Source organism: Streptomyces musisoli (genome assembly GCF_016741855.1).
Taxonomy (GTDB): Bacteria; Actinomycetota; Actinomycetes; order Streptomycetales; family Streptomycetaceae; genus Streptomyces; species Streptomyces musisoli.
In genome coordinates, this window is sequence record NZ_JAERRH010000003.1 from 955,558 (window position 1) to 979,465 (window position 23,908).

Annotated in this window: 17 protein-coding genes; 9 read left to right on the forward strand and 8 right to left on the reverse strand. The window is 71.7% G+C overall.

Annotated elements, in window-relative coordinates; all coding sequences use genetic code 11:
* Positions 1 to 491: 491 nt before the first annotated feature.
* Positions 492 to 3,302 carry a preprotein translocase subunit SecA gene (gene secA / locus JK361_RS12460; protein WP_201815921.1) on the reverse strand — a complete coding sequence of 937 codons (2,811 nt, stop codon included), beginning with the start codon at positions 3,300 to 3,302 and terminating at the stop codon, positions 492 to 494.
* Between the two features lie 254 nt (positions 3,303 to 3,556).
* Here secA and JK361_RS12465 point away from each other — a divergent pair, with 254 nt between their 5' ends.
* Both JK361_RS12465 and JK361_RS12470 read left to right on the forward strand, forming a co-directional pair.
* Complete coding sequence (locus JK361_RS12465; RefSeq protein ID WP_201815923.1) at positions 3,557 to 4,126, forward strand: GNAT family N-acetyltransferase; 570 nt, start codon at positions 3,557 to 3,559, stop codon at positions 4,124 to 4,126.
* Between the two features lie 165 nt (positions 4,127 to 4,291).
* Positions 4,292 to 5,467 carry a winged helix-turn-helix domain-containing protein gene (locus JK361_RS12470; RefSeq protein WP_201815925.1) on the forward strand — a complete coding sequence of 392 codons (1,176 nt, stop codon included), beginning with the start codon at positions 4,292 to 4,294 and terminating at the stop codon, positions 5,465 to 5,467.
* A 22-nt stretch (positions 5,468 to 5,489) separates the two neighbouring features.
* On the opposite strand, the gene JK361_RS12475 is transcribed toward JK361_RS12470, so the two are convergent.
* The 6 genes from JK361_RS12475 to mtrA form a co-directional block, all read right to left on the reverse strand.
* On the reverse strand, positions 5,490 to 6,236 hold the full coding sequence (locus JK361_RS12475) for a response regulator (protein WP_201815927.1): 747 nt from the start codon (positions 6,234 to 6,236) through the stop codon (positions 5,490 to 5,492).
* Positions 6,237 to 6,440: 204 nt separating this feature from the next.
* Entirely contained in the window at positions 6,441 to 7,133 is a 693-nt protein-coding gene (hpf, locus tag JK361_RS12480; RefSeq protein WP_372448707.1) for a ribosome hibernation-promoting factor, HPF/YfiA family, read from the reverse strand.
* A gap of 313 nt (positions 7,134 to 7,446) precedes the next feature.
* Positions 7,447 to 8,343, reverse strand: a complete 897-nt coding sequence (locus JK361_RS12485; protein WP_201815931.1) for a ComF family protein — start codon at positions 8,341 to 8,343, stop codon at positions 7,447 to 7,449.
* Positions 8,344 to 8,460: 117 nt separating this feature from the next.
* Positions 8,461 to 10,293 (reverse strand): LpqB family beta-propeller domain-containing protein, encoded by a 1,833-nt coding sequence (locus JK361_RS12490; protein WP_201815934.1) that lies wholly within the window; start codon positions 10,291 to 10,293, stop codon positions 8,461 to 8,463.
* The gene (mtrB, locus tag JK361_RS12495; RefSeq protein WP_201815948.1) at positions 10,283 to 12,394 is read right to left on the reverse strand and encodes an MtrAB system histidine kinase MtrB; all 2,112 of its coding nucleotides are present in this window, start codon (positions 12,392 to 12,394) and stop codon (positions 10,283 to 10,285) included. The genes JK361_RS12490 and mtrB overlap by 11 nt, the downstream gene beginning before the upstream one ends.
* Before the next feature lies 1 nt (position 12,395).
* On the reverse strand, positions 12,396 to 13,085 hold the full coding sequence (mtrA, locus tag JK361_RS12500) for a two-component system response regulator MtrA (RefSeq protein WP_191870552.1): 690 nt from the start codon (positions 13,083 to 13,085) through the stop codon (positions 12,396 to 12,398).
* A 410-nt stretch (positions 13,086 to 13,495) separates the two neighbouring features.
* On the opposite strand from mtrA, the gene JK361_RS12505 reads away from it, so the two are divergent.
* Together JK361_RS12505 and JK361_RS12510 are read left to right on the forward strand one after the other, a co-directional pair.
* On the forward strand, positions 13,496 to 15,409 hold the full coding sequence (locus JK361_RS12505) for a glycoside hydrolase family 15 protein (RefSeq protein ID WP_201815950.1): 1,914 nt from the start codon (positions 13,496 to 13,498) through the stop codon (positions 15,407 to 15,409).
* Positions 15,402 to 16,826: an MFS transporter gene (locus tag JK361_RS12510; protein ID WP_307787247.1), complete on the forward strand. Its 1,425-nt coding sequence runs from the start codon at positions 15,402 to 15,404 to the stop codon at positions 16,824 to 16,826. The genes JK361_RS12505 and JK361_RS12510 overlap by 8 nt, the downstream gene beginning before the upstream one ends.
* Before the next feature lie 99 nt (positions 16,827 to 16,925).
* Here the strand turns inward: JK361_RS12510 and mtnA are convergent, their stop codons facing one another.
* Entirely contained in the window at positions 16,926 to 18,068 is a 1,143-nt protein-coding gene (gene mtnA, locus JK361_RS12515; protein ID WP_201815952.1) for an S-methyl-5-thioribose-1-phosphate isomerase, read from the reverse strand.
* 140 nt (positions 18,069 to 18,208) lie between these two features.
* Between mtnA and JK361_RS12520 the strand changes: the two genes are divergently transcribed.
* The 5 genes from JK361_RS12520 to JK361_RS12540 are packed head-to-tail and all read left to right on the forward strand — an operon-like array spanning position 18,209 to position 23,840.
* A complete protein-coding gene (locus JK361_RS12520) occupies positions 18,209 to 19,564 on the forward strand; it encodes a glycerophosphoryl diester phosphodiesterase membrane domain-containing protein (RefSeq protein ID WP_201815954.1) in 1,356 nt (451 codons plus the stop codon).
* 4 nt (positions 19,565 to 19,568) lie between these two features.
* Positions 19,569 to 20,348, forward strand: coding sequence for a DUF4129 domain-containing protein (locus JK361_RS12525; RefSeq protein WP_372448705.1), 780 nt, complete (start codon positions 19,569 to 19,571; stop codon positions 20,346 to 20,348).
* Positions 20,345 to 21,541, forward strand: a complete 1,197-nt coding sequence (locus tag JK361_RS12530; protein WP_201815956.1) for a DUF4350 domain-containing protein — start codon at positions 20,345 to 20,347, stop codon at positions 21,539 to 21,541. The genes JK361_RS12525 and JK361_RS12530 overlap by 4 nt, the downstream gene beginning before the upstream one ends.
* Positions 21,541 to 22,530, forward strand: coding sequence for an AAA family ATPase (locus tag JK361_RS12535; protein WP_201815958.1), 990 nt, complete (start codon positions 21,541 to 21,543; stop codon positions 22,528 to 22,530). The genes JK361_RS12530 and JK361_RS12535 overlap by 1 nt, the downstream gene beginning before the upstream one ends.
* Entirely contained in the window at positions 22,530 to 23,840 is a 1,311-nt protein-coding gene (locus JK361_RS12540) for a DUF58 domain-containing protein (RefSeq protein WP_201815960.1), read from the forward strand. The genes JK361_RS12535 and JK361_RS12540 overlap by 1 nt, the downstream gene beginning before the upstream one ends.
* The last annotated feature ends 68 nt before the right edge of the window (positions 23,841 to 23,908 follow it).

Below are 23,908 nucleotides of genomic sequence, written 5' to 3' on the forward strand. Positions count from 1 at the left end.
GCGTACCAACTCCGGACGGAGCCAGTCCTGCCGCCGCAACGCTGCGGACGGTCACGCCAGTCGTGCAGCCGTGGCACTGCGGGCGGTCGGGCCAGTCGTAGCGCTCCGGGCGGTCGTGCGCCAGCGGGCGCGTGATGGCTGCTCGCGCAGTTCCCCGCGCCCCTGGGGGAACTGCCGCGGCCGTCGGCCCATAGGGCACCGCAGCCGCGGGCCGCGGCTCTACGCACCGCAGCTGCGGGCAGTCGTGCCGCTGGGGCGGCACGGGTGGGCGCAGCGGCACCCCGCCAGCGCGGGCAAGCGACCCCACCCCCGCCCAGCCCCCGCACCCGGTGCCGGCACCCGACACCGGCGCCCACGCACCCCGTACCGGCACCCACACCCCCGCACCCGTATCCGGCCCCCGCGCCCCCGCGCCCCCCGCACGACAACGCAACGCAGCAGGGCCGGGCCCCCGAAGGAGACCCGGCCCTGCTGAAGATCGGCTCTGGTGCCTACTTCTTGCGGCGCCGTCCGCCCTTGGCCTGCTTGCGCCGCTCCGCCCGCGTCAGACCGTCCGACTCGGACCGCACCGGCTCGTCGTCCTCCAGGTCGCGCTCGACGATGCCGCCCTCACCGTCCACCGTCGGCGCGGAGAAGTGCAGATCCCGCCGCTGCGGAACGTCCAGCCCCTTCGCGCGGATCTCCGGACGCGCGCCCGCCTGCGCCGGCACCGTGTCCTGCACACCCTCGGCGACCGGCTCGGCCTCCTCGACCGGGACCTCCTCGACCTGCTGCTCGACCTGGACCTCCAGGTTGAACAGGTAGCCGACGGACTCCTCCTTGATGCCGTCCATCATCGCGGTGAACATGTCGAAGCCCTCGCGCTGGTACTCGACCAGCGGGTCCTTCTGCGCCATCGCGCGCAGGCCGATGCCCTCCTGGAGGTAGTCCATCTCGTAGAGGTGCTCGCGCCACTTGCGGTCCAGGACCGACAGCACGACCCGGCGCTCCAGCTCACGCATGATCTCGGAGCCGAGCTGCGCCTCGCGGGCCTCGTACTGCTGGTGGATGTCCTCCTTGATGGACTCCGAGATGAACTCGGCGGTCAGACCGGCCCGGTCGCCGGCCGCCTCCTCCAGCTCGTCGATGGTGACCTTCACCGGGTAGAGCTGCTTGAAGGCGCCCCACAGCCGGTCCAGGTCCCAGTCCTCGGGGAAGCCCTCGGAGGTCTCGGCGTAGACGTACGCGTCGATCGTGTCGTCCATGAAGTGCTGCACCTGCTCGTGCAGGTCCTCGCCCTCCAGGACGCGGCGGCGCTCGCCGTAGATGACCTCGCGCTGCCGGTTGAGCACCTCGTCGTACTTCAGAACGTTCTTACGGATCTCGAAGTTCTGCGTCTCGACCTGCGACTGCGCCGACGCGATCGCGCGGGTGACCATCTTGTTCTCGATCGGCACGTCGTCCGGCACGTTGGCCATGGACATCACGCGCTCGACCATCTGCGCCTTGAACAGCCGCATCAGGTCGTCGCCGAGCGAGAGGTAGAACCGGGACTCGCCCGGGTCGCCCTGACGGCCGGAACGGCCGCGCAGCTGGTTGTCGATGCGCCGCGACTCGTGCCGCTCGGTGCCGAGGACGTACAGACCGCCGAGGTCCTCGACCTCGTCCTTCTCCGCCTTGACGGCCTGCTCGGCCTTCTCCAGGGCGGCGGGCAGGGCCGCGGCCCACTCCTCGATGTGCTCCTCGGGGTCGAGGCCGCGCTGGCGCAGCTCGGCCTCCGCGAGGTCCTCCGGGTTGCCGCCGAGCTTGATGTCGGTACCACGACCGGCCATGTTCGTCGCCACGGTGACCGCGCCCCGGCGGCCGGCCTGCGCGACGATCGACGCCTCGCGCTCGTGGTGCTTGGCGTTCAGCACCTCGTGCTGGATGCCGCGCTTGCTGAGCTGCTGCGAGAGGTACTCCGACTTCTCGACGGACGTCGTGCCGACGAGGATCGGCTGGCCCTTCTCGTGCTTCTCGGCGATGTCGTCGACGACCGCCTCGAACTTGGCCACCTCGGTGCGGTAGATCAGGTCCGACTGGTCCTTGCGGATCATCGGCTTGTTCGTCGGGATCGGGACCACGCCGAGCTTGTAGATCTGGTGGAACTCGGCGGCCTCGGTCATCGCCGTACCGGTCATGCCGGAGAGCTTGCTGTAGAGGCGGAAGAAGTTCTGCAGGGTGATCGTGGCGAGCGTCTGGTTCTCGTCCTTGATGTCCACCCCTTCCTTCGCCTCGATCGCCTGGTGCATGCCCTCGTTGTAGCGGCGGCCGGCGAGGATACGGCCGGTGTGCTCGTCGACGATCATGACCTCGCCGTCGATGACGACGTAGTCCTTGTCGCCCTTGAACAGTTCCTTGGCCTTGATGGCGTTGTTCAGGTAGCCCACGAGCGGGGTGTTCACCGACTCGTAGAGGTTGTCGATGCCCAGCCAGTCCTCGACCTTGCTGACACCGGACTCGTGGATGGCGACCGTGCGCTTCTTCTCGTCGACGTCGTAGTCGCCGGTCTCCTCGATGCCCTTGAGCGGGTTGCCCGCCTCGCCGCGCTTGAGGCGAGTGACCAGCTTGGCGAAGTCGCCGTACCACTTGGTGGCCTGGTCGGCCGGGCCGGAGATGATCAGCGGCGTCCGGGCCTCGTCGATGAGGATGGAGTCGACCTCGTCGACGATGGCGAAGTTGTGGCCGCGCTGCACCAGCTCGTCCTTCGACCACGCCATGTTGTCGCGCAGGTAGTCGAAGCCGAACTCGTTGTTCGTGCCGTAGGTGATGTCGCACGCGTACTGCTCGCGGCGCTGGGCCGGCGTCATGTTGGCGAGAATGCAGCCGACGTCGAGGCCGAGGAACTTGTGGACGCGGCCCATCATCTCGGAGTCACGCTCGGCCAGGTAGTCGTTGACCGTGATGAGGTGGACGCCGTCTCCGGACAGGGCGTTCAGGTACGCGGGCAGGGTGCCGACGAGGGTCTTGCCCTCACCGGTCTTCATCTCGGCGACGTAGCCGAGGTGGAGCGCGGCGCCGCCCATCAGCTGCACGTCGTAGTGGCGCTGGCCGAGGACGCGCTTGGCGGCCTCACGCACTGTGGCGAACGCCTCGGGGAGCAGGTCGTCCAGGCTCTCACCGTCGGCGTACCGCTGCTTGTACTCATCGGTGAGGGCCCGCAGCTCGGCGTCGGAGAGGTCGACGAAGTCCTCTTCGATGGAGTTGACCTGGTCCGCGATGCGGTGCAGCTTGCGCAGGATCTTGCCTTCGCCTGCACGCATGATCTTCGAGAGGACGGACACGGGGGCTGGTCTCCTTGCCGGTCGGGCCTGGGACGGTCGGTTTTCCATGTGACGTACTGAGCAACGGCCATCGTATGCGAGGACCCGGCCGCGCCGGGAGGGCCTGGCGGCCCGACGGCTGCTTCACCCTGGACAACGGCCGGTGCGGCGGGATAGTGCCGCACCGGCGGGAGGAATTGAGCGAAATGTGATCACCCGCTCACGCATCGCGAAAATCCATGGTTCCGACGGGGTGACCCGAGCACAATCGGGCGATGGAACCCGTCACGCTCACCACGGACCGTCTCCTGCTGCGCCCGGTCGGCCCCGGCGACACCGACGCGGTGTACGAGGCCGTGCAGGACCCCGACATCCAGCGCTGGACGACGGTCCCCTCGCCCTATCTGCCCGAGCACGCCATCGGCTTCACCCAGCAGATCGTCCCCGAGGGATGGTCGCAGGGGTCGATGTTCACGTTCGGCGTGTTCCTCACCGGCGGCGAACTGGCCGCCATGCTCGCCCTCACGATGCGCTCGCTGGGCACGGCCGAGGTCGGCTACTGGGCGGCCGAGGAGCACCGCGGCCGCGGGTACGTCGTGGAGGCCACGCTCACCGCCTGCCGGTGGATCTTCACCGAGGTCGGGGTCGACCGTGTCGAGTGGCGGGCCGAGGTCGGCAACCACGCCTCCCGCGCGGTGGCCGAACGCGCGGGCTTCGCCGTCGAGGGCACACTGCGGTCCGGCATCAACAACAAGGGCGTGCGCCGCGACTGCTGGATCGGCTCCCTGCTCCCGTCGGACCTGGGCCTGCCGTCCACGGCCCCGTACCTGCCCGCGCGTTCCTGAGCCCCGGGTGTCCGGCCGTGCGCCTGCGTGCCGGTGGGACGGCGCGTCCGCCCCGTCCGTCCCGGGCGGCTCGTCCGAACGCCGTCGCCGGTGCCCGCCCAGCTCGTCCCGGGGGAACGCGCAGTTCGCGGCGGGCTGTCAGTGGCACCCTCTATCGTCCGACGCATGACGACCCTTCCGCGCCCGACCACCACCCTCACCGCGGACGACGCCCGCCGGATCGCTCTGCGGGCCCAGGGCCTGCTCGGGGCGCCCGACCGTCGCGCGGGCGTCCGGGGGGTGCTGCGCCACCTCGGCGCGGTCCAGCTCGACACGATCTCTGTCCTCGCCCGCTCCCACGAACTCGTGCCGTACGCCAGGCTGGGAGCGGTCGGCCGCAAGACGGTGGATGCCGCGTACTGGACGGACACGCACGCCTTCGAGTACTGGTCGCACGCGGCCTGCCTCCTGCCCATCGAGGAGTGGCCGCACTTCGCGTTCCGCCGCCGTGCCTACCGCAACCGCCCGCACTGGAACCACGAACTGCCCGACGGCGTCTACGACCAGGTCGTCAAGCAGCTGCGCGCGGAGGGCCCGCTGACCGCCACGGAGCTGGGCGGCGCGAAGAGGACGAGCGAATGGTGGGACTGGTCGGGCACCAAGGTCGCCGTGGAGCGGGCGCTGATGTACGGCGAGGTGGTGTGCGTGGAGCGGCGCGGCTGGAAGCGGGTGTACGACCTCGCCGAGCGTGCCGTCCCGGGCGCCCTGCTGCACGACGAGCTGGACGACGCCGAGTGCCTGCGCCGGCTGGTCCGGCTGGCGGGCGAGTCGCTCGGCGTCGGCACGCGCGCGGACATCGCCGACTACCACCGTCTCAAGGGCGAGCAGGTCGACGCGGTGATCGCGGACTCGGGCCTGGTGCCGGTGGAGGTCGAGGGCTGGTCCAAGCCGGCCTGGGCCGACCCGGCCGCCCTGGCGACGCCGCCGCGCGGCCGGCACCGCACCACGCTGCTGTCGCCGTTCGACTCCCTGATCTGGGAGCGGGCGCGCACGGAGCGGATCTTCGGCTTCACCCACCGGCTGGAGGCGTACGTGCCCAAGCCGAAGCGGGTCTACGGCTACTTCGCTATGCCGGTGCTCGCCGGCGGCCGGCTGGTCGGGCGTGTCGACCCGGCGCGCGAGGGCCGCACGCTGGTGGCCAAGCAGGTCACCCTGGACGGCCCGAAGGCGGTTCCGGCGGTCGCCCAGGCCCTGGTCGAGGCGGCGGCATGGGTGGACTGCACGGACGTCCGCGTCGAGCGCGCGGACGCCCCCGAGCTGCGCGAGCCCCTCACCAGGGAACTCACCGCCCTCCTCGGGTAGGCGCCGCGGGCCGAAGACCCTGCTAGCGGATCTCCAGGATCTTCTCGCGCATCGCGTAGACCACGGCCTCCATCCGGGAGTGCAGCTGAAGCTTCTCCAGGATGTTGCGGACGTGGTTCTTCACGGTGTTCTCGGAGATGAACAGCTCCTTGGCGATGTCCCGGTTGTTCATGCCGGTGGCGACCAGTTTGAGGACTTCCAGCTCCCGGTCGGTCAGCCGGGGTGCGGGCACCAGCCGGCGCTCGTCGGTGCGCTGGATCATCGACTTGAACTCGGTGAGGAGTTTGGACGCCATCGACGGGCTGATCTGCGACTGCCCGTCGGCCACGGCGCGAATGGCGGTGGCCACCTCGTCGGTCGAGATCTCCTTGAGGAGGTATCCGGTCGCGCCCGCCTTGATCGCGTCGTAGAGGTCGGCCTCCTCGTCGCTGATCGTCAGCATGATGATCTTCGCGCTGGGGGCGACCTCCTTGATGGAGGTGCAGGCCTCGATGCCGCCGCGCTTGGGCATGCGGACGTCCATCAGCACGATGTCGGGCAGCAGGTCGGCGGCCTTGTCGACGGCCTCGGCGCCGTCACCCGCCTCGCCGACGACCTGGATGTCCTCCTCGGCCGCGAGCACGATCTCCAGGCCCCGCCGGAAGAGGGCGTGGTCGTCCACGACCAGGACTCTGATCGGCTCCTTGCGTGCGGAGCCCGGGTCCGGGCCCGTGCCGATGACATCGTCGCCGGCGCCCCCGTCCCGCATCGGTCCGAAGGTGTCCGCCATCGTTCCTCCCCCTGAAGGCTGTGGCCTGTGGTCCTGTGCCATCGCCAACCCAAGGCAACGACCCACCGGTTGGGCCGGTGCGGCCATGATTTCATGCTCGGGCGACACCGAGGTGCCGTGCGGGGCGCGAAGTGGTCGCACACCGGTGCCCCTGGGGGCGCACAACGCGCTCCAGGGGCACCGGCTCAGCTTCGGCCCGGCGGGTCAGCCGCCCAGCGTGCCACCTGCCGCGGGGGGCTGCGCCTCGGCGACCATCGGGTCCGTGCTGAGGTGGATCACGCCGTAGTCGTAGGCGTGCCGCCGGTAGACGACGCTCGGTTCCTTCGTCTCGGAGTCGACGAACAGGTAGAAGTCGTGGCCGACCAGTTCCATCTCGTAGAGGGCCTGGTCGAGGCTCATCGGAGCGGCGACGTGGGTCTTTTCCCGGACGATCAGGGGGCCTTCGCCCTTGACCTCGAGCGAACCGATCTTCTTGGTCGGCACTCCGTCCGTCTCTTCCTCGTGGACGGGGAGGCCGTTGCCGTTGAGTGTCGCCGCGCCCGGGACGTGGTCGGCGACCTCCGCCGCGGGGATCCGGCGCGCGCCGCGCCGCGAGAAGCGCTTGTCGTGCTGCTTGCGCAGCCGGGCATCCAGCTTCTCCGCCGCCAGGTCGAGTGCCGCGTACGGGTCGCTGGCCGCTGCCTCCGCCCGGATCACCGGACCGCGGGAGCGGAGCGTGATCTCCACTCGGTCACAGCGGTCGGCCTGTCGGGGGTTCGGCTCCTTGGACACCTCGACGTCGAGGCTGATCACCTTGGCATCGAGCCTCTGGATCTTCTCCAGCTTCAGCTTCTCGGCCACGTGCTTGCGGAACCGCTCGGGCACCTCGGTCTTGCGGCCTTTGACGACGATGTCCACGCAGAACTCCGTTCCCGGATCGCTCCGCTGCATCGGCGGAGCGTCTCCCTTTCGCACCAGGTCCGGTGATCACCGGACCTCGGACTCGGTGACTTCCACCTCCTCCTCCCCCATGGTCGAGATCTCCACCCCCGTCGCCGCGGGTGATTGTGGAAAACCCGCGGCACGGCATTCGGATAAGCGAGGTGTGGCCTGCGCCTTTCCTCACAACCGAACATATCTCGCCCGGACGGATGTCGTCACCCTCTACTACTGCGTACCTCCGTTCAGGTGAATTACCCTTCTCACTACCAGCAACGATGCAAGTCCGGGGTCAGTTCCTGACTATTTCGAGAGAATCGCGAGGAGCGGCGATCACGGCGGCACGGAGCGTCCGATCGAGGGCGTTCACCGCCCGCTTTTCCGATGCACTGTGCACCCACTCGTGCACCCACTCACTCCTCTCCGGCCGTTCACCGACCCGTCGTTCCCCCCTATCTTCCCGAGTTGTGGCCCGATACACGACCGTCCTGCCATCACGGCGGGATACGGCCGCTTCGCGCAGGGCTCGCGCCGCCTCGGCGAGGCTGGCGCCCGTCGTCATGAGGTCGTCGACGAGCACGACAGGGCCCGGACCGAGCAGCCGGCCGCCTCCCACGGCCACCTCCAGCGCCCCGGCGAGGTTCTCCAGGCGTCGCCGCGCGTCCAGCCCGGCCTGGTCCGCCACGGCCCGCCGCTGGCGCAGCACGGCCGCCACCCGGGCCGGCGTCCCGGTGCGCCGCAGCTCCCCGGCAGCCGCGTACGCCATCCGCCGCACGGGATCGTGTCCACGCGCCCGCACGGCCCACCGGGCGGAGGGCACGGGAACCAGCAGCACGGGCTCGGGCGACGCCCACCCGGCCGAGCCGGCGGCGGCACCGGGGCCGGCGCCGGTGCCCTCGCCGAGCCCCGCGCGCACGGCCGCCGCCAGCGCGGTGCCCAGCACTCCCGCGAGCGCCAGCGCGCCCCGCTCCTTGTGTGCGAGCAGCAGCGCACGCACCTCCGCCGCGTACGGTGCCACCGCGTGCACCACCGGCAGCCCCGCCGGCTCCGGCACCGGTCGCGCCCGCCGTGGCACACCCCGGCCCAGCGTGGCCCGGCACCGCGGACAGAGCGCCGTACGAGGTGCGCCGCAGCCCGCGCAGTCGGCCGGCAGCACCAGGTCGGTGAGGTCCTGCCACCACCCCCGCATGCCCCTACTGTGCCAACGCCGCCGCGGACCGGCCACCCCTGTGGACAACGCCCTGTGGAAAACTCCGCGCACACCGCGCCACTCACCCCTGCGGCCCAAGCCCGCAGGGGTTGATTCTCACCCCGGATAGACCGGCGCCGTCCCGTCCTTGTCGACCTTCTGCCACTGCGCCCCGGACGGCAGCCGGACGATCCCGTCCTCCGAGTGGGCCACCAGCGGCACCCGCTCGTCCTCGGACGCGGCGACCGCCTTGACGCTGGTGAGCGCGCCCGGTGCCGGGCCGTCGAGCGTGGATCCGTCGACCTGGACGTACCGCATCTGCTGCACGCCACCCTGCTCCTGGCCGACGACGAGCAGCCTGCTGTCCCCGGCCCAGGAGATGGCGCTGACCTTCTCCAGGTCCGGTGTCGCCGAGCGGAGCCCGTCCACCGAGATGCCCTGCCCGGTGCCGTCGTCGCGCTGGATCCGGCCGATGAACAGGGACTGCTTGCCGTCCTTCTCCACGACCAGCGCGATCCGTGCCCCGTCGGCGGCCACCCGCACGTCCTTGATCTGGCCGGACAGGTCCGGGACGGCGACCCGCTGCGGTTTGCCGACGCCCTGTTCCAGGACGTACAGCCGGGTCCGGTCCGGGTCCCGGTCGGCCACCCACAGGTCGCCGCGGGCGTCCCAGCTCGGGGTGGTCAGCCGCTCGGCGGGGGTCGCACCGGCGCTGTTCACCAGCGCCTCGTCGAAGGAGCCGCCCGACGCCAGCGAGGTCACGTACAGCGACCTTCCCTCGTCGGCGACACCGGCCGCGGCGTGCTCGTCCCGCGACACGGCCACCGACTGCATCTTCTTGCCGCCCTCACCGAGCGGACCCGGAACCGGAACGGAGCCGGTGCCGGTGCTCGTGGTCGGCATCCGGACCACCCGGTGCTTGCCGTCGATGAAGTACACGTACTCGGGACGCTTGGACGCCCCGTGCCAGGCCGCGGACTCGGCGCGTTCGTCGGTCAGTTCGCACAGCCGGTCGCCGCCGGTCCCCAGCAGTTCGACGGACTCCAGCGTCGGCGCCAGGTTCCGCAGGGTGAACAGCACCTGCGTCGCCATCTCGCTGCACTTGCCCGACGCGACCCGGGACGCCTTGAGGTTCAGGGCCACGGTCAGCTTGTTCTGGTCGTCCGGCGCCAGTCCGGACACGCCCTTCTGAAGAGCCGTACCGGTCGGGAAACTGGACCTGACCACCGGCCCGAGCCAGGCGGTGGGCCCCTTCAGCAGCGAGCGGACCATCTGGGTCATCGCGTCCACCTTGCTGCGCACGAACACCGGGTCGGCGACCGCCACCGGCTGCCCGCTCGCCCCGACCGCCGTATTGGAGGCGAAGTAGTACTTGTCGACGGACGTGTAGTTCCGCTGGAAGTCCGACTTGCCCATGACGACGCCGTCGGGCAGTCCGTCGATGCGCCACTGCCCGCTCTTGGAATCCTTCGTGAGGTGCAGTTTCTCGCGGTAGGAGCCGTTGGCGGGCTGGTAGGCCTGCTGCGCGTCGACCGTGGCGACCCGGCTGCCGGCCAGCACGCAGGTGACGCTGTTGGCCTCCTCCCGGCCGCCCGGGCCGCAGTCGGTCTCGATGCTCGGCCCGTTCGCGAGGACGGTGGTGGACCGCTCCGGCCGCCAGGTGTGCGCCGCGTCGGCCGTCAGGTATTTGCGCGCCGTGTCGTACTCGGGGTCGTCGCTGGTCAGCGCCTCGAGGAAGCCCTGCATGATCTCGCCGGGCCCCGCACCGTCGGCCGGTGGCATGGCGAACACCCGGACGCCGGTGTCCTGCCGCGGCGTGGACTCCACATCCCGCAGGTCCCCGCTGTCGGGCATGGAGGCGCAACCGGCCAGCAGTACGGCTCCCAAGGCGGCGTAGGCCACCGCGCGCACCGGCCGCCGCCGTGCGCCCCCCTCGCGGTCAGCGGCCACGAAATGCCTCCCCTGGCTCGGTCGTATCCTCCGGCGCGGCGGCGTCCGGCCGGCCCTGTCGCGCGTCGGGCGCCGGGCGTCCGGCCGGCCCGTCGCCCGGCCGCCGTGCGCCACCGGTGGGCCGGGGCACCACGCGCGCACCGTTGCCGTTGCCGGGCAGGGCGGCCGGATCGGCGGCGGGGGCCGTGGCCGACAGCCGCGGCGCGATCGGTGCCCGCGGCGGCAGCGTGGGCGCCTGGGCGCCCGGCTGCTGCACCGGCACGGTGGCCCGCTTCTCCTCGGCGCCGCGCGGCAGCCCGGCGGCGTCGAGGCCGCGGTTGCGGCGCGAGTCCTTGGGTTCCAGCGGTATCGGCGAACCCCGCAGCGGCTCGTCCGCGGTCCGGGGCAGCGTCAGCCGGAACTGGGAGCCGCCGCCCGGCTCGCCCCAGGCCTGAAGCCAGCCGCCGTGCAGCCGCGCGTCCTCCAGGGCGATCGACAGCCCGAGGCCCGTACCGCCCGTGGTACGCGCGCGTGCCGGATCGGCCCGCCAAAAACGGCTGAAGACGCGGGTCGCCTCACCGGGCTTGAGGCCGACGCCGTAGTCCCGCACCGCGACGGCCACTGCACCGCCGGCGGAGGCGAGCCTGACGACGACGTCCTTGCCCTCACCGTGCTCGACCGCGTTGACGACGAGGTTGCGCAGCACGCGCTCCACGCGCCGGGCGTCCGCCTCGGCGACGACGGGCTGCTGGTCGCCGATCACGCGTATGTGCGTGCCCTTGCGCTCGGCGAGCGGCTCGGCGCCGCTCACCACCCGCCGGACGACCTCCCTGAGGTCTATCGGCTCGGCCTCCAGCGCCGCGGCACCGGCGTCGAAGCGGCTGATCTCCAGCAGGTCCGCGAGCAGCGACTCGAACCGGTCCAGCTGGTCGGCGAGCAGCTCGGCCGACCGCGCGGTCACCGGATCGAAGTCCTCGCGCGCCTCGTGGATGACGTCCGCGGCCATCCGGACGGTGGTCAGCGGGGTGCGCAGCTCGTGCGAGACGTCGGAGACGAACCGGCGCTGCATCCGCGACAGATCCTCCATCTGCTGGATCTTGACCTGGAGGTTCTGCGCCATCTTGTTGAAGGCCTCGCCCAGGCGCGCGATGTCGTCCTCGCCGGTGACCTTCATCCGTTCCTGAAGCCGCCCGGCGGACAGCCGCTCCGCGATCCCGGCCGCCATCCGCACCGGTGTGACGACCTGCCGCACCACCAGCCAGGCGATGGCGCCGAGCAGGACGACGACGAACAGCCCCGCGGTGGCGAGGGTGCCCTTGACCAGGCTCAGGGACTTCTCCTCCTGCGTCAGCGGGAAGAGGTAGTACAGCTCGTACGGCCGGCCGTTGGGGTCGTTGACCTGTTTGCCGATGACGAGACCCGGCTGCGATTCCTTGCCGCCGAAGTAGACGATCCGCGTGTTGCTCTGGACGGCCGTCGTACCGCTGTTGACCCGCTCGCGCAGGTCGACGGGCACGCTGGAGGTCGGGTTGACGTTCCCGGAGCCGCGCGGGCTGCGCCCGCCGCCGCTGTCGTCGCCCACGGGCAGCGTCACCACGTCGAAGGCGCCCGCGCCGCCGCTGGACAGCGACTCCACGAGGTCGCTCATCCACTGGATGACGTTCTGCGACTGCCGGCCGTCCGCGGTCGCCGCGCCGTCACCGGTGCCGGCTCCGCCACCGGCGCCGGTCCCGGACGCCGCCTCGTCGGCCTTCTGCTTGGCCACCGCGAACCCGCCCGTGGCCTGGCTCTGCGACGCCTTCACCTTCGCGTCCAGCAGGCCGTTGCGCACCTGCCCGATCACGACGAAGCCCAGCAGCAGGACGACGCCCAGCGACATCAGCAGGGTGGTGGCGACGACCCTGAGCTGGATGTTGCGCCGCCACAGCCGCATCACCGGCAGCAGCGGACGGCGCACCCAGCGCAGGAAGAGCCGCAGGACCGGGCTGCCCTGGACCCCGCCCTGGAGCAGACCGCCCTCGAACAGCCTCCGGAAGCGCGCACCCGCCGCCGCCCGGCCGACAGGCCGCCCCGGCCGGGTTCCGGGCCCGCCGGAAGCCGAAGCGGCGCTGTCCCCGGACATGTCAGCTCGGTCCGGCCTTGTAACCGACACCACGGACGGTCACCACGATCTCCGGCCGCTCTGGGTCCTTCTCGACCTTGGAGCGCAGCCGCTGGACATGCACGTTCACCAGGCGGGTGTCGGCGGCGTGGCGGTAGCCCCACACCTGCTCCAGCAGCACCTCGCGCGTGAACACCTGCCAGGGCTTGCGGGCGAGCGCGACCAGCAGGTCGAACTCGAGCGGGGTCAGCGCGATCGACTGCCCGTCCCGCTTCACCGAGTGCCCGGCGACATCGATGACCAGGTCACCGATGGTGAGCTGCTCCGGCGCCGGCTCCTCCGACCTCCTGAGCCGCGCCCGGATCCGGGCCACCAGCTCCTTCGGCTTGAACGGCTTGACGATGTAGTCGTCGGCGCCCGATTCCAGGCCCACGACGACGTCGACGGTGTCGCTCTTGGCCGTGAGCATGACGATCGGCACGCCGGACTCCGCCCGGATCAGCCGGCACACCTCGATGCCGTCCCGGCCGGGCAGCATCAGGTCCAGCAGCACCAGATCGGGTTTGGTCTCACGGAAAGCGGCCAGCGCCTTGTCGCCGTCGGCTACGAAAGACGGCTCAAAACCTTCACCACGCAGCACGATGCCGAGCATCTCGGCCAGTGCGGTGTCGTCGTCGACGACAAGGACTCGTCCCTTCATAAACGACATCATCCCATTCTCATAACAGCGACAGGCGCCCTGGTGAGGGAGGTCACTGGCCGGTGACGATAGTCGTATGGGGCCGTCACTGTCTGCCCCTGTCCGCCGCCGATGATGCCAGCTCGACCGGCGAAGGGCCGTCATCCCTCCGCCGCCCCTGCCGCACCACCGGCCTGGCGTCCTTCCGGCGGGGCACACTCCGGTGTCCTCGCTCCCCGCGACGGCGGCCCGGTCACCCCTTCCAGTTTCGATCCGGAGCCCGCCTGAAACACGCCGGAGCCTGTGGGGAGCCATGAGGGTGGGGGTTTCACCCGCAGTGGGTGAGGCGACGAACCCGGTCTTGCCGAACGCTGGGCGTGCACAGATCCGTGACGGCTCCCTGCCGTGCCGTCACGGCGTCCCTGACCGAGCAGGGGGACCTTGTGAACCGGTACCCGCCCATCGCGGAGCACGGCATGGTCGGCGATCTCCAGACCGCCGCCCTGGTGTCGTCCGACGGAACCGTCGACTGGTGGTGCACGCCCCGCTTCGACTCGCCCAGTGTCTTCGCCTCGCTGCTGGACGGTGAACGCGGGGGCCACTACCGCCTGGCCGTGGAGTTGCCCGACGGCGACGACATGACCGTCCGGCAGCTGTATCTGTCCGACACGGCCATCCTGGTCACCCGGTTCATGGCGTCCGGCGGGGTCGGCGAGGTGGCCGACTTCATGGTGCCGAACGACTCCTCGGCCCCGACGGGCGTCCACCGGCTGATGAGGGTCGCACGGGTCGTCCGGGGCAGTCTGCCCTTCGTACTGAGCTGTCAGCCGCGCTTCGACTACGGTCGCCACACGCACACGCTCTCGCGGACCGACGAGCACTCCGCGGTCTTCCACGGCCCGGGGACGAACCTGCATCTCCAGTCCACGGCCGGCATCGCCTTCCACGAGGACGGCAACGACATCAGTGCCCGCTTCACCCTTTCCGCAGGCCAGGCGGCGGCGGTCGTCCTCACCAGCACGCCGGAGCGGGATCCCGCCCCGCCCCGTCCCTCGTTGGCGGGCGTCGCCGACGCCTTGGAGACCTGCCGCACCTTCTGGCTGTCGTGGCTGCGCTCGTGCACCTACCAGGGCCGCTGGCAGGACATCGTGAACCGGTCGGCGATCACCCTCAAACTGCTCACGTACGCCCCCACCGGGGCCCCCATCGCCGCCGCCACCATGGGACTGCCCGAGCAGATCGGCGGTGAGCGCAACTGGGACTACCGCTTCACCTGGATCCGCGACGCCTCGCTGTCCGTCAGAACGATGATCGACCTGGGCTTCGACGAGGAGGCCCACGCCTTCCGCCACTGGCTGCGCCAGCGCATCGAGTCCAGGGACACGCCCTCGGCGGGCCCCCTCCAGATCATGTACCGGGTCGACGGTGACCCCCACCTGACCGAGGAGACCCTCGACCACCTGGAGGGCTACCGCGGATCCCGCCCGGTGCGTGCGGGCAATGCGGCGGCCGACCAACTCCAGCTCGACATCTACGGCGAGGCGTCCGACGCGCTGATCGTGGGCAGGGACATCGGTGCGATCCGCGGCTGGCACGCACTGAGCGACGTACTGGACTGGCTCGCCGACCACTGGGACCAGTCCGACGAAGGGATCTGGGAGACCCGGGGCGGGCGCCAGGACTTCACCTACAGCCGGCTGATGACCTGGGTGGCGTTCGACCGGGGTGTCCGCGCGGCCACCGAGTTCTCCCGGCCCGCCGACATCGCCCGCTGGGCCGGCGTGCGGGACACGGTCTTCCGCCAGATCGTCGAACGCGGCTGGAACGAGAAGCGGCAGGCCTTCGTGCAGCACTACGACACCGATGTCCTGGACGCCTCGCTCCTGCTGATGCCACGAGTGGGCTTCGTCTCGCCCCACGACCCCGACTGGCTGAGCACGCTGGACGCCATGGACGAGGAACTGGTCAGTGACAGTCTCGTCTACCGCTACGACCCGACGGCGTCCCCCGACGGACTGCGCGGCTCGGAGGGCACCTTCAACCTGTGCAGCTTCTTCTACGTCGAAGCACTCGCGCGCAGCGGCCGGCTCAACCAGGCCCGCCACGCCTTCGACAAGATGCTCACCTACGCCAACCACGTCGGCCTGTTCGCCGAGGAGATCGGTCCTTCGGGCGAGCAACTCGGGAACTTCCCGCAGGCGTTCACCCACCTCGCCCTGGTCACCGCGGCCATGGCGCTCGACGAAGAGCTGAAGAAGGCGCAGACCGGACCGCGTCACGGCAACCACGGCCATCCGGTCACGCACGGCCTCACGGCGCCAGACGAGGACACGGGCGGGGGCGTCACCGGTGGCTGAGACGGCCGGGACGAGGCAGCAGACAGGGCACGGACGCGTGCTGGCCGCCCTGGCGCTGGCGCAGTTCATCTGCAGCTTCGCGGGCTCCAACATGAACGTGATGATCACCGACATCAGCGAGGACCTGGACACCACCGTCCAGGGCGTCCAGGTGGCCATCACGGTGTTCCTCCTGGTGATGGCCGCGCTGATGATCCCCGGCGGCAAACTCACCGACCGCTACGGCCGCAAGCGCTGCTTCCTGACCGGCCTGATCGTCTACGCGATCGGGGCCCTGCTGAGCGCGGCCGCCCCGGGACTCGGCGTCCTGATCCTGGGCAACTCGATCCTCGAAGGCGTCGGCACCGCGCTGCTGATCCCACCCGTCTACATCCTCACGACCCTGCTCTACCCCGACGTCACCTCCCGCGCCCGCGCCTTCGGGGTCGTCATGGCACTGGGCGGCATCGGAGCGGCGGCAGGACCGCTGATCGGCGGGCTGATCACCACCGCGATCAGCTGGCGTGCGGCCTTCGTGTTCCAGGCCCTGGTGATCGCGGTGATCGTCCTGCTCAGCCGTCGCATCGACGACCCGCTGCCCCCGGACCCGACCCGTTCCTTCGACACCGCCGGCGCGGTCCTCTCCGCCATCGGCCTCGTTCTCGTCGTCATGGGCATCCTGGCCGCGGACAACAACGTCTGGCTCATGATCGCCCTGCTGGTTCTCGGTGCCCTGGTGCTCGGCTGGTTCTTCCGCTCCGTGCGCGTTAAGGAAGCATCCGGCCAGGAGCCGCTGCTGTCCCTGAGCCTCTTCCGCAACCGCACCTCCAACCTCGGGCTCGTCACCCAGAACATCCAGTGGTTGCTGCTCATGGGTACGTCGTTCACGGTCGCCGCCTACCTTCAGGTCGTACGCGGCTACGACGCCATCCAGACCGGCGTCGTCTTCACGGCGGCCACCCTGGGGCTGCTGGCCTCGTCCCTGTCCGCCGAGCGCCTGGCCCGCCGGCACCCCCAGCGAACACTCGTCATGTCCGGCTTCGTCCTCTCCATCGCCGGCGTGGTGATCCTGATCGTCCTGGCCCGGAGCTTCTCCACCGCGTGGGCGTTCGTCCCCGGGCTGCTCCTCATCGGAGTCGGGCTGGGCGTCATGCTGACCCCGTCCGTCAACGTCGTCCAGTCGAGCTTCCCCGAGGAACAGCAAGGGGAGATCTCGGGCCTGTCGCGCAGCGTGTCCAACCTCGGCTCGTCCTTCGGTACGGCCATCGCGGGCACCATCCTCGTGGCCGGCCTCACCAAGGGCGCCTACGCCGCCGCGATGATCGCCCTGGCCGTCATCGGCCTCGGCGGCCTCGCCGCGGCCGCACTCCTCCCCCGAGACCCACGCCCCCCGACGGCCCGAGCCTCCACGTCCGCTGCTCCCAGGGCCAACACCTAGGGCTCACGTCCGGCCTGCCACCGGTCCCGGCGGCCCCTCCCCCCACGCGTCACCGTAGGACGAGGGACCGTTTTCGCAGGCCGGGCCGGCACCGTTCCGTCAGTCGGCCGTCGTCTGCCGCGACCTGGCACACAGCTCCGCGAGGCCCTCGGCGGTCACCGGCGAGACGGCTCCCTCCTCGGTGACTATGGCCGTCACCAGCTCGGGCGGCGTCACGTCGAACGCCGGGTTGTACGCCTGCGTCCCCAGGGGCGCCACGGGAATCCCGCCCCCGGCCCCCGTCACCGGCACCTGGGGTGCCAGGACCTCGGTCACCTCGAAGCCAGGGCGCTGCTCGACCTCGATGGACGCCCCGTCGGGGGTTGCCGGGTCCACCGTCGTCACCGGCGCCACCACGATGAACGGCACGTGGTGGTAGCGGGCGAGCACGGCGAGCGGATAGCTGCCGACCTTGTTCGCCACCGAGCCGTCCGCCGCGATGCGGTCCGCCCCGATCAGCACCGCGTCCACCTCGCCCGCCGCGAACAGGGAGCCCGCCGCGTTGTCGGTGAGCAGGGTGTACGCCATGCCGCTGCGGGCCGCTTCGTACGCCGTCAGGCGCGCGCCCTGGAGCAGCGGACGCGTCTCGTCGACCCACAGCCGCCGCAGCCGCCCCGCCCGGTGCGTGGCGAGGGCCACCGCGAAGGCCGTGCCCTCTCCGCCCGAGACCAGCGATCCGGTGTTGCAGTGGGTCAGGATCCGGTGCCCACCGCCCGGCAGCAGCTCGTCCAGCAGCGCCACGCCGTGGGCCGTCATGCGCGTGCTGGCCTCGGCGTCCTCCTGGTGCAGCGCCCGCGCGGCGGTCAGCGCCGCCACCGCGGCGGCGGTCGGGTCGCCGGTCCTGGCCAGCGCCGCCCGGTGCGCGGACTCGGCCCGGCGCACCCCGACGGACAGGTTCACCGCGGTGGGCCTGGCCCCTTCGAGCGCCCGCGCCGCCTCGGCCACGTCGAAGCCCCGCGCGGCGGCGAGCGCGACGCCGTACGCCCCGGCGATCCCGAGCAGCGGCGCCCCGCGCACGGCGAGCGAACGGATCGCCTCCACCAGCGCCGGCGCGTCCGTGCACACCAACTCGACCTCTTCGGACGGGAGCCTCGTCTGGTCGAGGACGACCAGTACGGGACCTTCTGGTGGTTCCTCCCATCGGATCGCCTGTATCTCGGTCGGCCGCTTGTCCCCGTCGGTTCGCGCCTCTTGATCAGCCATGCCGTCAGTCTGCCCCGCATCAGGCGGACAATTGAAGGAGTCCGGCCCCCACCGTGGCCGGTCCCGTGGTGACCAGCACATGGCACGATGGCTGCCAACCTGCCGCCGCGACCGCGGACGGGCACCGAGAAGGAGCTTCGATGACAGACACTCCGGGCTGGGCCTCGCCCGGATCCTCCCCGTCGTCCGAGGGGCGGGAACCCGGTGCGTCCGGTCCCGAGGAGCCCGCCGACCGCCCCGAGCCCACCGAGCCCACGCCCCAGCCGGGCGCGGACCCGCAGGGCCCAGGCGTGAAGTGGTCCAAGGAGCAGCCGCCACCCGGCCAGTGGTCGGCGCCCACCGGTGCCCCCAGCCCCCACCAGGCCCCGCCACCCCCGCCGCCCGGCCCCGGCTGGGGCGGTCAGCACCCCGGCGGCCCGGGCCCCGGCGGATACGCCGGCCCGCCCACGGGCCCCGCCGGTTACCCGGCCTGGGGCGGCGGCTGGGGCGGCCCGCCGCCCGCCGCCAAACCCGGCGTCATCCCCCTGCGCCCGCTCGGCGTCGGCGAGATCCTCGACGGCGCCGTCTCCACCATGCGCACCTACTGGCGGTCGGTCCTCGGCATCTCGCTGGCGGTGGCCCTGATCACCGAGATCAGCCTGGTCCTCCTCCAGGGCTTCGTCCTCAACGACGCCCTGGCCCGCACCTCTCTCGACAGCCGGACCGCCACACCCGACGAGGCGTTCCGCGCCCTGCGCGACACCATGATCGGCACCGGGCTCGTCACCGTGATCTCCGCGGCCGCGATCGTCGTCACGACGGCGCTGATCACGACCATCACCAGCCGCGCCGTGCTGGGCAGGCCGGTCACGACGGGCGAGGCCTGGCGGGAAGCCCGCCCGCAGCTGCCGAAGCTGTGCGGCCTGCTCGTCGTCCTCGGCCTGATCATCGTCGGGGTGATCGTCGCCGGGGCGCTGCCCGGCATCCTGGTCATGGTCAGCGGCGGCAGCGATGCCGGCGGGACCGCGCTGTTCGCCCTGGGCGTCCTCGGCGCCACCGTGGTCGCGGTGTGGCTGGGCGTCCGCTTCTACCTGGCCGCGCCCGCGCTGATGCTGGAACGGCAGAGCATCGGGAAGTCCCTGAGCCGCTCCGCCAAGCTGGTGCGCGGCTCCTGGTGGCGCATCTTCGGCATCCAACTGCTCGCCGCGCTCATCACGAGCATCGTCTCGGCGATCGTCGCCATCCCCTTCGCGCTCGTCGGCGCCGCCGTGAGCGGTGACGGCGTGGCCGACTTCCTCGCCGCCAACAGCGGACACGTCGGCTGGGCGTTCCTGATCATCCGGGGCATCGGCTCCGTGATCGGCACCACGCTGACCCTGCCGATCAGCGCCGGCGTCACCGTGCTCCTCTACATCGACCAGCGCATCCGCCGCGAGGCCCTCGACCTCGAACTGGCCCGCGCCGCCGGTGTCCAGGGCTACGGAACCGGCACCCCCGGTCCCGCTCCCGGGAGCTGATGCGGTGAGCCTCACAGGGGGAGTTCTCACGGCGTCCGCCTCGGCGGGCGCCGTCGCCGCGGTCGTACGACGGCTGCCGGATGCGACGGGCCGGGCCGTCCTCACGGCCGGTGGCTCGGGCGACGAGCCACCGGTGACCATCCCGCGCGATCCCGCGCGGGAGGCGGCCCGGCGCGAGCTGTCCAAGCGCATGTACCACGAGAACGACCCCGGCTGGTTCCAGCGTGCCCTCGACGCGCTCTGGGACTGGCTCGGGCGGCTGTTCGGCACGGCCGCCTCGGCCACCCCCGGCGGCGCGGTCGGCCTCACCGTCGTGATCCTTTTCGCCGTCGCCGTCCTGGCAGCCCTCTGGTGGCGCCTCGGCACCCCCCGCCGCCGGCCCACCTCCACCGCGGTCCTGTTCGACGAGCGGCCCCGCAGCGCTGCCCAACACCGCGCGGCCAGCGAGGCGCACGCGGCCCAGGGCCACTGGAGCCAGGCCGTCCAGGAGCGCATGCGAGCCCTCGTCCGCTCCCTGGAGGAACGCGCCCTGCTCGACGCACGCCCCGGCCGCACCGCCGATGAGGCAGCCGCCGAGGCCGGCCGCGTCCTCCCCGCGCACACGGACCGGCTGCGTGCCGCGGCCCGGGAGTTCGACGACGTCACGTACGGAGGCCGCAGGGCCGGCGAGCAGTCGTACCACCGCCTCGCCGAACTCGACCGGGACCTGGAGCGCACCAGGCCGAACCTCGCCGACAGCGCCGCCGGCCCGGCACGGAGCACCCGCCAGGGGGCGGCCGAGTGACCGCCGAGGCCACGCCGACGATCACGTCCACCGCGCCCACCGGCCGCCAGGTGTGGACCCGGACACGAGGTATCGCGCTCGCCGTCGTACTGATCCTGGCCGCGGCCGTCGCCATCGCCGCCGTCCGCTCCACCACCCGGCACGGCGAACTCGACCCGCGCTCCGCCGACCCCTACGGCAGCCGCGCCGTCGCCGCACTCCTCGCCGAGCGGGGCGTCTCCACACGGGTGGTCACCACACTCGGCGCGGCACGCGCCGCCGCCGGCCCGGACACCACCCTGCTGGTCGCCGTGCCCGACCTGCTGACCCCCCGGCAGCAGGCGCGGCTGCACGCGGCGACGGCGACCGCCGGCGGACGCACCGTCCTCGTCGCAGCCGGCAGCTGGTCCGTCGAACGGCTCGCCCCCGGGGTCACCGCGGACCCCGCCACCAGCGGCGACTCCACGCTCGCCCCGCACTGCACCCTGCCCGAGGCCCGGCGCGCGGGCACCGCCGACACCGGCGGCATCCGCTACACCACCACCCACCTCGACGCCGACTCCTGCTATCCCAGCGAGCGCCTGGCCACACTGCTGCGCGTCCCCGCGGCCTCCGGAGACGGCGACACCGTCGTGCTCGGCGCGCCCGACATCCTCTACAACGACCGCCTCGACGAGCAGGGCAACGCCTCGCTCGCCCTTCAACTCCTCGGCTCCCGCCCCCATCTGGTCTGGTACCTCCCCTCGCTCGCGGACGCCTCCGCCGCCGGAACCGGCGAGCGGAAGAGCTTCTTCGACCTGCTCCCCTCCGGATGGCTGTGGGCCACCCTGCAGCTCTTCATCGCGGCGGCCTTCGCCGCCTTCTGGCGGGCACGCCGTTTCGGTCCTCTCGTGGCCGAGAAACTCCCCGTGGCGATCCGCGCCTCCGAGACCACCGAAGGCCGCGCCCGCCTCTACCGCAAAGCCAACGCCCGCGACCGCGCGGCCGCCGCCCTGCGCGCCGCCACCCGCTCCCGCCTCGCCGCCCTCGTCGGCGTCCCCCTCGCCCGGGCGCACACGCCGGAAGCCCTGCTCCCCGCCCTGTCCGCCCATCTCGCGGGCGACGGACGGGCCCTGCACTCCCTCCTGTTCGGACCGCCGCCCGGCGACGACGCGGCCCTCATCGCACTCACCGACCAACTCGACGCCCTCGAAAGAGAGGTACGCCGTTCATGATGGCCCCGACCACTGACAGCGCCGGGCAGAGCGGGGATCCGGGCACCGCCCGGGCCTCCCTGGAAGCCCTGCGCGCCGAGATCGCCAAAGCCGTGGTCGGCCAGGACCCCGCCGTGACCGGCCTCGTCGTCGCCCTCCTCTGCCGCGGACACGTACTACTAGAAGGAGTCCCCGGGGTCGCCAAAACGTTGCTCGTCCGCGCCCTCGCATCCGCACTGGAACTCGACACCAAACGCATCCAGTTCACCCCGGACCTGATGCCGAGCGACGTCACCGGTTCCCTCTTCTACGACAACCGCACCGCCGAGTTCTCCTTCCAGCCCGGCCCGGTCTTCACCAACCTGCTCCTCGCGGACGAGATCAACCGCACCCCGCCCAAGACGCAGTCGTCGCTCCTGGAGGCCATGGAGGAGCGTCAGGTCACGGTCGACGGCACTCCTCGCCCGCTCCCCGAGCCGTTCCTGGTCGCCGCGACCCAGAACCCCGTCGAGTACGAGGGCACGTATCCCCTTCCCGAAGCCCAACTGGACCGCTTTCTTCTGAAACTGACGATCCCTCTGCCGCCACGGCAGGACGAGATCGACGTCCTCACCCGGCACGCCGCCGGCTTCGACCCACGCGACCTGCGCGCCGCCGGCGTACGCCCGGTCGCCGGTCCCGCCGTCCTGGAGGCGGCCCGCGCCGCGGTGGCCGGGACGACCGTGTCCCCCGAGATCACCGCGTACGTGGTGGACATCTGCCGTGCCACCCGCGAGTCGCCCTCCCTCACCCTGGGCGCCTCCCCGCGCGGCGCCACCGCCCTGCTCGCCACCTCGCGCGCCTGGGCCTGGCTGACCGGCCGTGACTACGTGATCCCGGACGACGTGAAGGCCCTGGCCCTGCCCACGCTGAGGCATCGCGTCCAGCTGCGCCCCGACGCGGAGATGGAAGGCGTGACCGCCGACTCGGTCATCAACGCGATCCTCGCCCACGTCCCGGTCCCCCGCTGATGGCGCTCACCGGACGCGCCGCCCTCCTCGCGGCCCTCGGCTCGGTCCCCGTCGGCGTCCTGGAACCGGGCTGGACGGGCATCCTCGCGGTCAACGGCTCGCTGGCGCTCGCCTGCGCCTGCGACTACGCGCTGGCCGCGCCGGTGCGCCGTCTTCTGCTGACCCGCTCCGGTGACACCTCGGTCCGTCTCGGTGACACCGCGGACGTCACCCTTACGATCACGAACCCGTCCCGCCGTCTGCTGCGGGCACGGCTTCGGGACGCCTGGCCGCCCAGCAGCTGGCAGGCGGGCACCGAGACCGAGGCCTCCCGGCACCGGCTGACCGTGCCCCCGGGCGAACGGCGTCGTGTGACGACCCGTCTGCGCCCCACCCGCCGTGGTGACCGCCAGGCGGACCGCGTGACCGTCCGGTCCTACGGACCTCTCGGCCTGGTGGCCCGTCAGGGCTCCCACCGGGTGCCCTGGACGGTGCGGGTCCTGCCGCCGTTCACCAGCCGCAAGCATCTGCCGTCGAGGCTCGCCCGGCTGCGTGAACTCGACGGCCGCACCAGCCTCCTGACGCGTGGTGAGGGAACGGAGTTCGACAGTCTGCGCGAGTACGTCCCCGGGGACGACACGCGGTCGATCGACTGGCGAGCCACGGCCAGGCAGTCCGCCGTCGCGGTCCGCACCTGGCGTCCTGAACGCGACCGGCACATCCTGCTCGTCCTGGACACCGGCCGTACCTCGGCCGGCCGAGTGGATGACGCCCCACGGCTGGACGCTTCCCTGGACGCGGCCCTGCTGCTCGCGGCCCTGGCCTCCCGGGCCGGTGACCGGGTGGCCCTGCTCGCCTACGACCGCCGGGTACGTGCCCTGGTCCAGGGCCGCTCGGCCGGTGACGTGCTGCCTTCCCTGGTCAATGCGATGGCCGGTCTTGAACCGGAGCTGGTCGAGACCGACGCTCGTGGGCTCACCGCCGGTGCTCTGCGGACCGCACCTCGGCGTTCCCTCATCGTCCTCTTCACGACGTTGGACGCGGCCCCGGTGGAGCAGGGGCTGCTTCCCGTTCTTCCACAGCTCACTCGGCGCCACACTGTTCTGATCGCATCGGTGGCCGATCCCGGCATCGCCCGTATGGCGCAGGCCCGGGGTGACGCGGAGTCCGTGTACGAGGCGGCTGCAGCGGCTCAGACGCAGGGGGAACGTCGGCGTACTGCGGAACAGCTCCGTCGTCATGGGGTGACGGTGGTGGATGCGACCCCTGAGGATCTGGCGCCGGCGCTTGCGGACGCCTATCTGGCACTGAAGGCGGCAGGGCGTCTTTGAGCAGTAGCCGGCAGCTTCGAATCCGGCGCTGTCTGCGCCGTTGTCCCTTCGGGGACTTTCGGATGGGT